At 54.5% G+C, this 13,586-nt stretch carries 12 protein-coding genes; 8 read left to right on the top strand and 4 right to left on the bottom strand.

Annotation, left to right across the window (positions count from 1 at the left end; all coding sequences use genetic code 11):
- Nucleotides 1–40 precede the first annotated feature (40 nt).
- The 3 genes from B5F38_RS05925 to B5F38_RS05915 all read left to right on the top strand — a co-directional run bounded on the left by B5F38_RS05925 (nucleotide 41) and on the right by B5F38_RS05915 (nucleotide 3,475).
- Nucleotides 41–1,312 (top strand): replication-associated recombination protein A, encoded by a 1,272-nt coding sequence (locus B5F38_RS05925; protein WP_087408384.1) that lies wholly within the window; start codon nucleotides 41–43, stop codon nucleotides 1,310–1,312.
- A gap of 155 nt (nucleotides 1,313–1,467) precedes the next feature.
- Nucleotides 1,468–2,535, top strand: coding sequence for a 3-phosphoserine/phosphohydroxythreonine transaminase (gene serC / locus B5F38_RS05920; protein WP_087408383.1), 1,068 nt, complete (start codon nucleotides 1,468–1,470; stop codon nucleotides 2,533–2,535).
- Between the two features lie 19 nt (nucleotides 2,536–2,554).
- Nucleotides 2,555–3,475: an NAD(P)-dependent oxidoreductase gene (locus B5F38_RS05915; protein ID WP_087408382.1), complete on the top strand. Its 921-nt coding sequence runs from the start codon at nucleotides 2,555–2,557 to the stop codon at nucleotides 3,473–3,475.
- Between the two features lie 222 nt (nucleotides 3,476–3,697).
- Here B5F38_RS05915 and B5F38_RS05910 read toward each other — a convergent pair whose 3' ends face one another.
- A complete protein-coding gene (locus B5F38_RS05910) occupies nucleotides 3,698–4,375 on the bottom strand; it encodes an MIP family channel protein (protein ID WP_087408381.1) in 678 nt (225 codons plus the stop codon).
- 207 nt (nucleotides 4,376–4,582) lie between these two features.
- On the opposite strand from B5F38_RS05910, the gene B5F38_RS05905 reads away from it, so the two are divergent.
- The gene (locus B5F38_RS05905) at nucleotides 4,583–5,773 is read left to right on the top strand and encodes an FprA family A-type flavoprotein (protein WP_087408380.1); all 1,191 of its coding nucleotides are present in this window, start codon (nucleotides 4,583–4,585) and stop codon (nucleotides 5,771–5,773) included.
- 240 nt (nucleotides 5,774–6,013) lie between these two features.
- Here B5F38_RS05905 and B5F38_RS05900 read toward each other — a convergent pair whose 3' ends face one another.
- From B5F38_RS05900 to B5F38_RS05890, 3 genes are all read right to left on the bottom strand, one after another.
- Nucleotides 6,014–8,425 carry a tyrosine-protein kinase family protein gene (locus B5F38_RS05900; protein WP_087408379.1) on the bottom strand — a complete coding sequence of 804 codons (2,412 nt, stop codon included), beginning with the start codon at nucleotides 8,423–8,425 and terminating at the stop codon, nucleotides 6,014–6,016.
- Nucleotides 8,426–8,430: 5 nt separating this feature from the next.
- Nucleotides 8,431–9,156, bottom strand: coding sequence for a polysaccharide biosynthesis/export family protein (locus B5F38_RS05895; RefSeq protein ID WP_158096847.1), 726 nt, complete (start codon nucleotides 9,154–9,156; stop codon nucleotides 8,431–8,433).
- A 277-nt stretch (nucleotides 9,157–9,433) separates the two neighbouring features.
- The gene (locus B5F38_RS05890; protein WP_087408377.1) at nucleotides 9,434–10,759 is read right to left on the bottom strand and encodes a DcaP family trimeric outer membrane transporter; all 1,326 of its coding nucleotides are present in this window, start codon (nucleotides 10,757–10,759) and stop codon (nucleotides 9,434–9,436) included.
- Nucleotides 10,760–10,871: 112 nt separating this feature from the next.
- Here B5F38_RS05890 and B5F38_RS05885 point away from each other — a divergent pair, with 112 nt between their 5' ends.
- From B5F38_RS05885 to B5F38_RS05870, 4 genes are all read left to right on the top strand, one after another.
- Nucleotides 10,872–11,222 (top strand): hypothetical protein, encoded by a 351-nt coding sequence (locus B5F38_RS05885; protein WP_087408376.1) that lies wholly within the window; start codon nucleotides 10,872–10,874, stop codon nucleotides 11,220–11,222.
- A gap of 15 nt (nucleotides 11,223–11,237) precedes the next feature.
- Nucleotides 11,238–11,822, top strand: coding sequence for a uracil-DNA glycosylase family protein (locus tag B5F38_RS05880; protein WP_087408375.1), 585 nt, complete (start codon nucleotides 11,238–11,240; stop codon nucleotides 11,820–11,822).
- Nucleotides 11,823–11,930: 108 nt separating this feature from the next.
- Nucleotides 11,931–12,560, top strand: a complete 630-nt coding sequence (locus tag B5F38_RS05875; RefSeq protein WP_087408374.1) for a DedA family protein — start codon at nucleotides 11,931–11,933, stop codon at nucleotides 12,558–12,560.
- 287 nt (nucleotides 12,561–12,847) lie between these two features.
- On the top strand, nucleotides 12,848–13,582 hold the full coding sequence (locus tag B5F38_RS05870) for a copper homeostasis protein CutC (protein WP_087408486.1): 735 nt from the start codon (nucleotides 12,848–12,850) through the stop codon (nucleotides 13,580–13,582).
- The last annotated feature ends 4 nt before the right edge of the window (nucleotides 13,583–13,586 follow it).

Here is a 13,586-nt window from a genome sequence, read left to right as displayed (position 1 = left end):
GCCGAAAGGAGTATATTTGTATCAACGGAACGAAGCGAATATGTTACAACCTTTGGCAGAACGACTCAGGCCCAAGACCTTGGACGAATACATCGGGCAGGAACACCTGGTAGGCCCCGGTGCCGTCTTGCGCCGCATGATCGACTCGGGCAAGATCTCGTCGTTCATCCTGTGGGGTCCCCCGGGTGTAGGCAAAACCACCCTGGCCCACATCATCTCGCAACAGTTACAGGCCCCGTTTTTCACCCTCAGCGCCGTACAGTCGGGCGTAAAGGAGGTGCGCGAGGTGCTCGACCGCTGCAAGGCCAACATCTTCTCGAAAGTGCGCCCCATCCTCTTCATCGACGAGATACACCGGTTCAGCAAATCGCAGCAGGACTCGCTGCTGGGAGCCGTCGAGTACGGCACGGTGACCCTCATCGGAGCCACCACCGAAAACCCTTCGTTCGAAGTCATCCGCCCGCTGCTCTCGCGCTGCCAGGTCTATGTGCTCAAGCCGCTCGAGGTGAAACACCTGCAACAGCTGCTCGACCGCGCCATCCACTGCGATACCTATTTAAAGACTCGCGAGTTTGAGGTGCGCGAGACCGACGCCCTCTTCCGCTACTCGGGAGGCGATGCCCGCAAGCTGCTGAACATCATCGACCTCATCTCGCAGGCCGTAGGCGAAGACGAAAAGATTGTCATCGACGATGCCATCGTCACCGAGCGGCTGCAACAAAACCCGGCCGCCTACGACAAAAACGGCGAGATGCACTACGACATCATATCGGCCTTTATCAAATCGATACGGGGCAGCGACCCCGACGGCGCCATCTACTGGCTGGCCCGCATGGTCGAGGGAGGTGAAGACCCGGCATTCATTGCCCGACGGCTCGTCATCTCAGCGTCGGAAGACATCGGTCTGGCCAACCCCAACGCCCTGCTGCTGGCCAACGCCTGCTTCGATGCCGTGCAGAACATCGGGTGGCCCGAGAGCCGCATCATCATGGCCGAGACCACCATCTACCTGGCCAGTTCGCCCAAAAGCAACTCGGCCTACATGGCCATCAACCAGGCTCTGGAGACCGTGCGCGAAACGGGTAACCTGCCGGTACCTCTGCACCTGCGCAACGCTCCCACCCAGCTGATGAAGGAGCTCGACTATGGCAAGAACTACAAATATGCCCACGACTATCCCGGCCACTTCGTCGACCAGCAATACCTGCCCGACGCCCTCAAAAACCACGGGTGGTGGAAACCGCAGAACAATCCGGCCGAGAACAAGCTGAAAGAGCACCTGAACGAACTATGGAAAGGTCGATATAAATAAGATGTCAGGAATGCCAACTCAAGTTAGCAAATAGACACAAAATCGCCTTTTATAACGACAAAAAAGATATAAATTAAACAAAAACATAGAGAAAAAGAAGTACCTTTGCAATCTATCAATACCAAATTTATACCAACCACTAAACAAATATCGTTATGAAGAAGCACAATTTCTATGCAGGACCCTCTATCCTGAGCGAGTACACCATCAAAAACACGGCCGACGCCGTCCTCAACTTTGCCGGTACAGGCCTGTCGCTGATGGAGATTTCGCACCGCAGCAAGGAGTTTACAGCCGTTATCGAAGAGGCTCAAGCGCTGGTTAAAGAGTTGCTCGAGGTCCCCGACGGATACTCCGTACTGTTTCTGGGCGGCGGCGCGAGCCTGCAATTCTGCATGGTTCCCTATAACCTGCTGAACAAAAAAGCGGCCTACCTCGAGACCGGTACCTGGGCCGTCAACGCCATCAAAGAAGCCCGACTCTTCGGCGAAGTAGACGTAGTAGCTTCTTCGAAAGACGCCAACTTCTCATACATCCCCAAAGGCTACACCGTACCCGACGACGTGGACTACTTCCACTTCACCTCGAACAACACCATCTACGGTACCGAAATGCGTTTCGACCCCGATGTGAAAGTACCTCTGGTAGCCGACATGTCGTCCGACATCTTCTCGCGTCCCATCGACGTATCGAAATACGACGTCATCTACGCCGGTGCCCAGAAGAACCTGGCTCCTGCCGGTGTGACCATCGTCATCGTCAAAGAGTCGGCCCTGGGTCATGTAGAGCGTGCCATCCCCACCATGCTCGACTACCGCACCCACGTGAAGAAGGGTTCGATGTTCAACACCCCGCCGTGTCTGCCCATCTACGCTGCCCTGCAAACCCTGAAATACTACAAGGAGTTGGGCGGTATCAAAGAGATGGAGCGCCGCGACCTCGAAAAAGCCGCTATCCTCTACGATGCCATTGACTCGAGCAAGATGTTCGTAGGCACCGCCGCTCACGAAGACCGCTCGATCATGAACGTATGCTTCGTAATGAAAGAGGAGTACAAGGAACTCGAAAGCGCCTTCATCGAATTTGCCGGCACCAAAGGCATCGTAGGCATTAAGGGTCACCGCTCGGTAGGCGGCTTCAGAGCTTCGATCTACAACGCCATGCCCAAGTCGAGCGTCGAAGTGCTCATCGAGGCCATGAAGGAATTTGAAAAGAACCACTAATCCATAGGAGTATATCGACATGAAAGTATTGGTTGCCACAGAAAAACCGTTTGCCGCCGTAGCCGTGAACGGTATTAAAGAGGTGCTCGATGCCGCCGGTATCGAAATGGCTCTCTTGGAGAAATACACCGCCAAAGCCGATCTGTTGAAAGCTGTCGCCGATGCCGACGGCTTGATTGTACGCAGCGACATCGTCGACGCCGAAGTACTCGACGCCGCCAAGAATCTGAAAATCGTCGTTCGCGCCGGTGCCGGATACGACAACATCGACCTGAACGCCGCCACCGCCAAGGGCGTGTGTGTAATGAACACCCCGGGCCAGAACTCCAACGCCGTGGCCGAGCTGGTATTCGGCATGACCATCCTGATGATTCGTAACCACTTCAACGGAACCTCGGGTACCGAACTCAAAGGCAAAAAGCTGGGTATCCACGCCTATGGCCAAGTGGGCCGCAATGTAGCCCGCATCGCCAAAGGATTCGGCATGGAGCTCTACGCCTTCGACCCCTACTGCCCCAACGAGGTGATGGAGAAAGACGGCGTGAAACCCGTGGCTTCGGTCGAGGAGCTCTACCGCACCTGCCAGTTCGTATCGCTGCACATCCCGGCTACAGCCGAGACCAAACAGTCAATCAACCACGCCCTGATGTCGCTCATGCCCAAAGGTGCCGTGCTCATCAACACCGCCCGCAAGGAGGTGATTCACGAAGAGGATTTGGCCCGCGTGCTCGAGGAGCGTCCCGACTTCCGCTATGTAGCCGACGTGGCTCCGTCGACAGCCGCCGCACTGACCGAGAAATTCGGCGACCGGGTATTCTTCACCCCCAAGAAGATGGGTGCCCAGACGGCCGAGGCCAACATCAACGCCGGTATCGCCGCCGCCCGTCAATCGGTAGGATTCCTCAAAGAGGGTATCGACAAATTCAGAGTCAACAAATAAACTCTCCCACGAGTTACCGTATCGAATAGAGAGCCCCTCCCGCCACACGCGGGAGGGGCTCTTGCTTTTGTCGCAATACCCGATTAAGAGAGACAGGCCTCACAAGCACGACCCGCGCAACACCCCTCCAACGACAATCGGTCGCCCTATACAATCACAAAAAAAAGAGCAGAGCCCCTTGACTGGAGCCCCGCTCTTCCTGTATCTATACGATTCTGTTTATCAATCGTTGGTCAGTGCACGCCAAACGATGGCCGAAATGGCTGCCCCGAAGAAGGGTGCCACGATGAAGAGCCACAGTTGCGAGAGAGCCACGCCACCCTCGAAGAGAGCCGGGGCGATACTGCGGGCCGGATTGACCGAAGTTCCCGTGATGGGAATACAAACGATGTGAATGAGTACCAGTGCCAGACCAATGGCCAGACCGGCAAAATTGCCGGCACCCCGTTTCTCGTCGGTCGCACCCAGCACGACCAGCACGAAGATAAAGGTAAAGACCGTCTCGGCAATGAAGGCTTGCAACATTTCACCCTCGCCAAAGCTGTTGGCTCCCGTCATGGTTACTCCCGACGAGCCGCCCGTCGACACCAGTGCATAGATGATGGCCGAACCGATAATGGCTCCGATAACCTGGAAAATCATATACATGGCGGCATCCTTCCCGCTCATGCGTTTCGACAGCCACACGCCCAACGTGATGGCCGGATTGATGTGGCAGCCCGAAATACCGCCGATGGTATAGGCCATGGCTACTACCGAAAGGCCGAAGGCCATAGCCACGCCCAATGTTCCTACACCTGCACCGCAAACACCGGCTATGTTACCGGCAAAGACGGCGCTTCCGCAACCCATCAATACGAGTACCATGGTACCCAACATTTCTGCCAAATACTTTTTCATAATTTCAATGTTTTTCCGGTACAATTTTGCACCTTGGTTAGTAATTAGTTGATTCAGCGATTAAGATTCTCTATACAAAGAAAAAAAATAAATTCTAATTTGCATATAGATTCGCACTTTTTTTCTTACTTTTGAGGCCCTTTTTTAAACAAAAGGATTGATTTTTAGGTTTGAATTTATATCATATCGGGTTAATTTAATTGGATTATGAAGATAACAGAAATCGCAGAAGGAATACACTATGTAGGAGTCAACGACCGCAGTAAACACAAGTTCGAGAACCTTTGGCCGCTCCCTTACGGAGTTTCCTACAACGCCTATCTGATTACCGACGAAAAGAATGTTCTGGTCGATACGGCCGATGCCGCCTATACCGACCGTCTGCTGGACCACATCGCCGAAATTATCGGAGACCGCACAATCGACTATCTGGTCATCAACCACATGGAGCCCGACCACTCGGCCTCGATCCAGTTTATCCGCCAGAAATATCCCCACATGACTATCGTGGGCAACGCCAAAACCCTCGAAATGGTGAAGGGTTACTACGGCATCGACGACAACACGCTGTGTGTGAAGAACGGCGATACCCTCACCGTGGGCAAACACTCGCTCACCTTCTACCTCACGCCCATGGTACACTGGCCTGAGACCATGATGACCTATTGCAACGAAACCCAAACGCTCTTCTCGGGCGACGCCTTCGGCTGCTTCGGGACTCTCGACGGCGGCATCAAGGACACCCAACTGAATACCGCCAAATATTGGGACGAGATGGTGCGCTACTACTCCAACATCGTGGGCAAATACGGCTCGGCCGTACAAACAGCCTTGAAGAAGTTGGCCTGCCTCCAAATCAAAACCATCTGCTCGACTCACGGTCCCGTGTGGGAAAACGAGGTGAATAGGGTTATCGACATCTACGACCGTCTGAGCCGCTACGAGGCCGAGCCGGGTGTAGTGATTGCCTATGGCAGCATGTATGGCCACACCGAACAGATGGCCGAGGTGATTGCCCGCGAACTGGCCGAAAACGGCGTCAAGAACATCGTGATGCACCACGTATCGCACGACGACCCCTCGTTCATTCTCCAAAGCATATTCCGCTACCAGGGTCTCATCATCGGCAGCCCTACCTACTCCAATCGTCTCTACCCCGAGGTCGAGATGCTCACCAGCATGATTGCCACCCGCGACATCAAAAACCGGGTATTCGGCTACTTCGGCTCCTTCTCGTGGGCCGGTGCCGCCGTGAAGCATCTGGCCGCCTTCGGCGAGTCGATGAAGTGGGAGACTCTGCCTTGCTGCGTGGAGATGAAACAGGGTCTCACCCCCGAAATCAAAGAGCTCTGCCGGGCTCTGGGGCGCGAAATGGCCGCTCGCATCAACAAAGCCTGACACACTACTGCTCGACGCTCCGGCATCGGGCCGACATACCCCTAACAAGAAACCCTCGAGAACCGTTATTGCGGTACTCTCGAGGGTTTCTCGTTTTATCAAAAGGGGGGGGGGAGAAAAAAGAAGTGTGTGATTGTCGGAGAAAATGTGTGATTCTTCTCCTCCCCGACCAACAACAACGAGGGCGGTCCCTTTGCCAAGAGCCGCCCCCGCCGCTTTATCTTACAGCCTTACCGGCCTTTAATCTTTCTTCTTGAACAACCGCTTGTACCACGGCAACATCTCGCGCGACTGGTTGGCGTAACCATATCCGTAACCATATCGGCCACCGCCATACTGCCGGTAAGAGTAGGCTTTCGACTTCATGTTCACATCGTTCAAGATGAGATAGGTAGGCACGGCGATGCGTTTGGAGCGAATCCAGCCGTTCAGCATTTCGATAGCCGCCTTGTTGGTATAGTTGGCACGAGCCACATACACCACGATATCGACGGCACGCGTCAGCAGGAAGGTATCGGAAACCATGCCCAGCGGTGCCGTGTCGAGTATCACATAATCGTAGTGGGCACGGGCATAGTCAATCATCTGGTCGAAACGCTTGCTCATCAACAGCTCGTTGGGGTTGGGCGGTATGGGACCGGCCATGAGCACGTCGAGATTGGGGTCGACACCCGAGGGGTGAATGAGCGAAGCCAGGTCGGTATTAACGCCCGACAGATAGGTGGTAACCCCCTCGCGATTGGGAATGTGGAATTTCTCGGAGAGGCGGGGCCGGCGAATATCCACCCCCATGAGCAGCACCCGTTTGCCGGTGAGGGCAAAGCTCAGGGCCATGTTCGAAGCGATAAAGGTCTTACCTTCGTGCATAACCGACGAGGTGACGGCCAGCACCTTCTTGTCGGAACTGGTGAGTACAAACTGCAAGTTGTTGCGCACCAAGCGGAAGAGCTCGGCAATGGGCTCCACACTCTTCTTCTCGACCACGAAGAACTTGCCCTCGGGCTTGCGCGAAATCTCGGCCAGAATGGGTATGGAGGTAAGGCGCTCGAGAGTCTTCTTGTCTTTCAATACGGGGTAGAAGACCATGCGCAGGTAGATGACAAAGCCCGGTATCAGCAAGCCCAACAGGACGGCCGCGCACAGAATCAGCACCTTCTTGGGCGATACCGGCTCGTTGGTCGAGTCGGGGTCGTCGATGATGCGGGCTACCGGCACCACCATGCTCTTGGCCAGGGAGTTCTCCTCACGTTTCTCCAGCAGGAAGATATAGAGGTTCTCCTTGATACGTTGCTGACGAATGATGTCGGAGAGCTCCCGCTCGTAAACCGGCACATTCTTAATCTTGTCTTCGAGGCGTCTGTCCTGTTTCGAAATATCCCGTTTCTTGATTTCGACCCCCTTGCGGATACTCTCGATGCCCTTGAGCAACAGAGCCCGCTGGGTTTTGACACTGCGAGTCAGTTCGGCCACTACGGGGTTCGACTCCGACGAGGAGAGCAACAGCCGTTCGCGCTGCTGCAGGCTCTTGTTGTATTCGTTTATCAATGCGGCAAAATCTTCGTTGTCGATACCCAGCACGGGGATAGGCATATACTCGTTTTCGGGGACGGCCAGGAACTCTTCGACATAGTCGACCAGACTCTTTTGCAACTCCAACTCGGCCAGTTGACCATCGGCATAGCCGGTCTGCTCGAGGTAGAGCTGGGCCTCGGTCGAAATGTCTATCAGGTTGTTGTGGCTGCGATAAGCCTCGACTTGCGCCTCGACAACGGCCAGCTCTTCCGAGATGGACGAAAGGCGCGAATCGATAAACTCCTGAGTCTTCTCATTTCCCATATTTTTCAGGTTGGCTGCGTCGATGTTGTAGAAGTCGACCAGCGTACTGACAAAGTCCTTACCCTCCTGAACGACCGGGGTGCGGTAAATCACGGTGAGGATGGTTGCATCTTTCGAGGCAAAGGCTACCGTCAGGTTCAAGGTAATCGCCTTGCTCACGCTTCGCGGGTTGGAGAGGGTCATCGACAGCGTCTTCTCCAGCACGGGAATCGTATCGCCCGTGTAGCGCAACTGCACCGTACCGCCGGCAAACGGCAGCTCATAGGGCAACCCGTCGATAACCTGGTCGCAAAGCATCACCTTATCACCATCGAGGGTGTGAGTCTTGGCTTCGAGGTGAAACTTACCCCCATGCAACGGTTTGAGCTCGACCTGAAGCGGCGACTGTATTGCTCGCAGGTCAATCGAATCGAGCGCAAACTCGACCGGCGAATTGCCATAAAGCGGCGTGGTGCGCATGAACGATTTCCACGCATACGACTTGTACAACCCCAGCGCTTCGACTACGGCCGTTATCTGATTTTTCGAGCGGAATACCTCGATTTCGTTGTCGATATTGTTTTTGTAGGGCGACAAACCCAGACTCTCCAACAGCACGTTGCCGTTGTCGCTCTTGTTGTCTTGAATATAGACGGCCGAGGTCACCTCGTAGAGCGGGGTCTGCCTGAAGCAGTAGAAGAGCGCTACCGCAGCCAGCACCACCACACAGGCGACAAACCATTTCCAGTGCGCAAGGCACTCCAGCAGAAAACCCGTGACGTCGAACGACTCCTCCGAGTTTTTCTCCTCTGTATTCTTTTGCTTATCTTCTTCCATAGTTGTTATTTCGAAATACTCCAGGCCGTAATAATCAAGTTAGCAATCGTCAGCAAAATAGATGTGGCACTGAATATGAGCGTAGTCGTAGGCGGTACCACTACGGCCGAATTGGCTTTCGACTTGTTGGGCTCCACATACAGCACATCGTTTTGTTGCAAATAGAAATAGGGCGAAGAGATCAGATTTTTGTCATTCAGATTGATACGGGCAATAGACTTGGTTCCGTCGGCATTGACTCTCACCAGCAGCACATTGTCGCGCCGGCCGGTAATGGCCAGGTCGCCGGCCAGAGCTATCGCATCGAGAATGCTCACCCGCTCGTTTTCGATGGTAAACATGCCCGGACGGTTTACATCGCCCAACACCGAGATGTTGAAGTTTTGTATCCACACCGACACCTGGGGCAACTCGCTCAGATACTTGGGATAGAGCATCTCTTGAATCATCAGTTCCAGCTCGCTCTTGGTCTTGCCGGCTACGTGGATGCGACCGATTACCGGGAACTCAATATCGCCGTTCTGGTCGACCAGATAATACTCCACAGCCTTCGACGTATTGCCTCGTACATAAGCCTCGCCCTGGTTCAACCGCTTGTTGAACGGGATTACCACCTCGTGGTTCTTGGCCATCACCGAAATGTCGAGAATATCGCCCGGCGCCAAAATAGGCGACGGTTGCGGCGTAGCGGCATTCAGTACCTCGGACGGAATATTTTCCACATCAATCATATAGGGTACATTCTTCGAGGAAGAGCACGACGTGATTCCCCAAACAAGAAGTGCAATAAACACCCGATACAAAAACTTCATCTTCTCCTTTTAATTTAAGTAAAGGTCTATTATAACCAATTTGCAAAAATAGCACTTTTTATACGGCCTGCAACATTTTTTACAAGAAAAACCTATTTCCAATCGGCCTCAAAAGGAGACAGCAAAAGCCCGCCCTCTCGCAACTATCGCAAACAACGAGAGAACGGGCTTCGCTAAAAAAAGCTATCGTACTGGCTTAGAAATTATAACGTATCATGGTGTTGATGCGGTTGGCCTGACCATCCTCGCGATTGAGGTTGGAACGTCGGCCATAGAGATACTCGATGCCTATGCTGCAATCACTCGTGAGGTTGTAGAAGGCATTGCCCACGATATACTGGGCATAGCGATACGAGTCGGGCGAGAGTGCCCCCTGCTTGCTGTACACCCGGCTCTGGCTGTACGAGGCCGAGATGAAGAACTTGGGCGAGAAGGCATATTGCAAACCGGCCACATAGCCCAGGGTTTCGGGGGCATAGAGTTTGCCCTGCGTATCGGGGTCGGGAATCAGGTCGAAGCCCTCATCGTTCAATCCGTTCAGATACTCACCGTAGCCATAGCCATAGACTCCCTGGTAGTAGAGCGAGAGTTTGCGGGTAATGTGGGTGACGCCCGAGAGCTGTACCGCCCACCCCAGCACCGAGCGGTTGCGCTGGGCCACCAGGTCGCGGTAAGAGAGGCCGCGCAACAGACCCGAGGCCCGTATGTGGTCGTGACCGCCGTTCCAGCCATACTGGATATAGAAGGGTATATCGGGCATGCGCTGGTTGATGGCGGCGTTGTAGTCGCCGTCGAGCGTGCAGGTGACCGACGGAGCCTCGGCCGCCAGGGCCATCTGCCAGTGTTTGCCCATATTGAACGTGTAACGCATCATCACGTTGCGCACGCTGGTCATGCCGGTAGGCCCCTCATAGTCGATGGTAGGAGGCGCCGCAGCAGCATCGACAAAGGTGCTCCATGTCTGACCTATCAGGAAACCACGAGCCTGCACATAGGCCTGGTCGAGCCGGAAGCCGTAGTTTTGTCCCGCCCGGAAGTCACCGTCGATAAAGACCGTATACTTGCCCAACACCGAGTTGTCGCCCACCAACTTGAAGAAGAGGTGCGACGTGGTGGCATCCATCTGGAACTGGTTGCGTTCGGCCGGATTGCCGGGCACGGGAATATCGTAGGTGAGGAAGTCGCGATTGGGCACGGCTCCGTCGAAGTCATATGACGCGGTCACCTTCACATAACCACCCACACCGAAAGCCACCTTGCCCTTGCGGTCGACAAAGAGGAACCGGGGGGCACGCGGGTCTTGGAAGTGGAGTTGGCGCGTGTCGTAAAACATGCCTATCAGCTCACTGTTGGCTGCATTTCCACCCCACAGGAAGACGATACGATCCGAAACTTCGGAGGGCACTTGACGACCTCTCTGCTCGACCGCCTCGGTCGCCTGCGTGTCGGCAGCATCGGCAGCATATACCGGAGCCCCCACGAGGCACAGGGCGCAGGCACAAGAAAAGAACAATTTTTTCATATACACTCAGGATTTATAAGTTTTATTTTCAATTAAAACAACAGGCGGGTCAAATTGTTGAAGCAATCGTAAAAATAAGTAACTTTGCCCCCGACGAAAAGAGACTATACCCATGGATACAATCTTGTTAGCACTCACTCCCGAATTCGAGATGTTGAGAGATGAATTGGGATACGACGAGTATGAAGATTTCGATGCCTATGACATCATGTTTCAACAGGGATACGACCGCCAGCTCATCGAGGTAGCCGACGGCGAGACCTTCGAGGTTCCCGAGGGTTATCGAGCCACCCTCGAGGGCGACGACCCCGACAACGAATTCTATCTGCTCGAAGACGAAGCAGACCTGCTCGAGAAGGAGAATTTCATCGCCGACTCACTGCCGAGCGGCAACTACCGATACGATGCAGCCGAAGATGCCTTCTGGAAAACCGACATGGATTCGGACGACTCGTTTCTATAAACCCAACTTACCGTTATGGACACCGCATCTGTCGAAATCCACCCACTCGCCCCGTTTCTGCCGCCGCAGGCTCGCATCCTGATGCTGGGCAGTTTCCCGCCACCCCGCAAACGCTGGTCGATGGAGTTTTTCTACCCCAACTATACCAACGACATGTGGCGCATCTTCGGCCTTATCTTCTTCGACGACAAGGACCACTTTGTCGACACGGCCCACAAGTGCTTCCGCCGCGAGGCCATCGAATCGTTTCTGCGCGAACAGGGCATCGCCATCAGCGACACCGTGGCCGTGGCCCGCAGACTGAACGGCAACGCCTCGGACCTCACGCTCGAGGTGGTCGAGCCGCTTGACCTGGCCCGTCTGCTCGACCAGATACCCCGCTGCCACACCATCGTCACCACCGGACAGAAGGCCACCGATACCCTCTGTGCCATCACCGGAGCCACTCCGCCCCCGATAGGTAGCTACAACCAAATCGTCTACCACGACCGAACACTCAGAATCTACCGCATGCCCTCCTCCTCGCGAGCCTATCCCAAACCCTTGCCCGAGAAGGCGGCCATCTATCGCACCATCTTTCAAGCCCCGGCAATAGAGTAATATTACCATATTACATTTATGTTACATTTTTACAAACATTTTCATTTCTAAGCAGAATTATATTACTTTTGCAGTCTCAAAAATTTTAATTCTATACACTCTTTTTATATGGAATCGTTATCTTTCATACAGTGGTGTCTCGATAATATCAATTATTGGACCATCACTTTCCTTATGGTGATCGAGAGTTCGTTTATCCCCTTCCCCTCCGAAGTCGTGATTATACCCGCCGCCTACAAAGCTGCCTATGGCGAACTGAATATGTATCTGGTTATCCTCTTCGGTACCCTCGGTGCCGATATAGGTGCCATCATAAACTACTACCTGGCCCTCTGGATAGGCCGTCCGCTCGTCTACAAGTTTGCCAACAGCCGCGTGGGCCACATGTGCCTGCTCGACCAAGGCAAGGTAGAGACGGCCGAACGCTACTTCGACAAGCACGGCAGCATATCGACCCTTATCGGCCGACTCATCCCGGCCGTGCGTCAGCTCATCTCCATACCCGCCGGTCTGGCCCGCATGAAGTTCTCGAAGTTTATCCTCTTCACCACGCTGGGTGCCATGTGCTGGAACATCGTGCTGGCCGCCATCGGATACGGATTCCACGCCGTCATTCCCGAGGATGAGCTCATCCTGAAGGTACAGACCTACAGCCACGAGATACTCTACATACTCATCGCCATCTGTGTATTCATCGTGGGCTTCCTCATCTACAAAGGCACGAAAAAGACCAAATAAAAAAGATACTTTTGCCATCCGGTACAAAAGCCGTAGACTGGCGGGACAACACCCGTAGCTGCGGCTTTTGTCGTACCTCTCCGACACGGCAACAAAATTTAGAAGACAGGAGTCGGCCCGGCATAGCCAAATACTGAAAACTGCGTTTTCGGTTTGTCACTGCCTTCGCCTTTCACTATCTTTTCAGAAGAAAAGAGGCGGTTCGGCCAAGCAAATAATGCAAGCATCTTTGCTTGTCGCTCACCTTTCGCTATCTTTGTAGCAAACACACAAAAACCATCGCCATGATCGAAACCGAACTTTGCGCCTTCTCCCTCGAAGCCTGCCGGGCGGCAGCCCGCGCCGGCGTGACACGGGTAGAACTGTGCGCCTCGCCCTACGAAGGGGGCACCACCCCCTCGGCGGCCCTCATACGAAGGGCCCGCCAGATACCCCACCTGCAACTGAGTGTGATGATTCGTCCCCGCGGGGGCGACTTCTTCTATACCGACGACGAGTTCGACCTGATGCTCGACGAGATAGATTTCGTGCGCGAATGCGGCGCCGACTGTGCCGTGGCGGGTATCCTCACCCCCGACGGCCGTGTGGACGAAGCCCGCACCGCCCGACTCGTAGAGCGTTGCGGCTCGATGCAGTTTACCTTCCACCGGGCCTTCGACATGGTGCGAGACACCTCCGAGGCCCTCGAAGCTCTCGTGCGCGCCGGCTGCTACCGGGTACTCACCTCGGGCGGACGCAACACCGTCAGCGAGGGTATCGACACCCTGCGCTCGCTGGTACGTCAGGCCGACGGCCGCATAGCCATCATGGCCGGCAGCGGCGTGAGTCCGTCGAACGTGCGGACTCTGGCTCAAGCGGGAGTCGACGCCGTGCACTTCAGTGCCCGCTGCCTCATCGAGAGCCGCATGACCTACCGCAACCCCACCGTCTCGATGGGGGGTGTGGAGGGTATCCCCGAATATGCTTCGGTGGGCGCCGACGAACGCAAGATACGCGAAATTCTCAATCAATTAACTCAATAAAAAC

Origin of the sequence: Barnesiella sp. An22 (assembly GCF_002159975.1) — a bacterium.
GTDB classification, from domain to species: Bacteria; Bacteroidota; Bacteroidia; order Bacteroidales; family Barnesiellaceae; genus Barnesiella; species Barnesiella merdigallinarum.
This window is presented reverse-complemented; position numbering and strand designations above follow the sequence as displayed.

What these genes read in the sequence shown, in the direction of transcription:
- B5F38_RS05875 (WP_087408374.1), top strand. Translation starts at nt 11,931, where the DNA reads ATGGAATCGTTATCTTTCATACAGTGGTGTCTCGATAATATCAATTAT.
- B5F38_RS05905 (WP_087408380.1), top strand. Translation starts at nt 4,583, where the DNA reads ATGAAGATAACAGAAATCGCAGAAGGAATACACTATGTAGGAGTCAAC.
- B5F38_RS05890 (WP_087408377.1), bottom strand. Translation starts at nt 10,759, where the DNA reads ATGAAAAAATTGTTCTTTTCTTGTGCCTGCGCCCTGTGCCTCGTGGGG.
- B5F38_RS05915 (WP_087408382.1), top strand. Translation starts at nt 2,555, where the DNA reads ATGAAAGTATTGGTTGCCACAGAAAAACCGTTTGCCGCCGTAGCCGTG.
- B5F38_RS05910 (WP_087408381.1), bottom strand. Translation starts at nt 4,375, where the DNA reads ATGAAAAAGTATTTGGCAGAAATGTTGGGTACCATGGTACTCGTATTG.
- B5F38_RS05900 (WP_087408379.1), bottom strand. Translation starts at nt 8,425, where the DNA reads ATGGAAGAAGATAAGCAAAAGAATACAGAGGAGAAAAACTCGGAGGAG.
- B5F38_RS05895 (WP_158096847.1), bottom strand. Translation starts at nt 9,156, where the DNA reads ATGATTGATGTGGAAAATATTCCGTCCGAGGTACTGAATGCCGCTACG.
- B5F38_RS05885 (WP_087408376.1), top strand. Translation starts at nt 10,872, where the DNA reads ATGGATACAATCTTGTTAGCACTCACTCCCGAATTCGAGATGTTGAGA.
- serC (WP_087408383.1), top strand. Translation starts at nt 1,468, where the DNA reads ATGAAGAAGCACAATTTCTATGCAGGACCCTCTATCCTGAGCGAGTAC.
- B5F38_RS05880 (WP_087408375.1), top strand. Translation starts at nt 11,238, where the DNA reads ATGGACACCGCATCTGTCGAAATCCACCCACTCGCCCCGTTTCTGCCG.
- B5F38_RS05925 (WP_087408384.1), top strand. Translation starts at nt 41, where the DNA reads ATGTTACAACCTTTGGCAGAACGACTCAGGCCCAAGACCTTGGACGAA.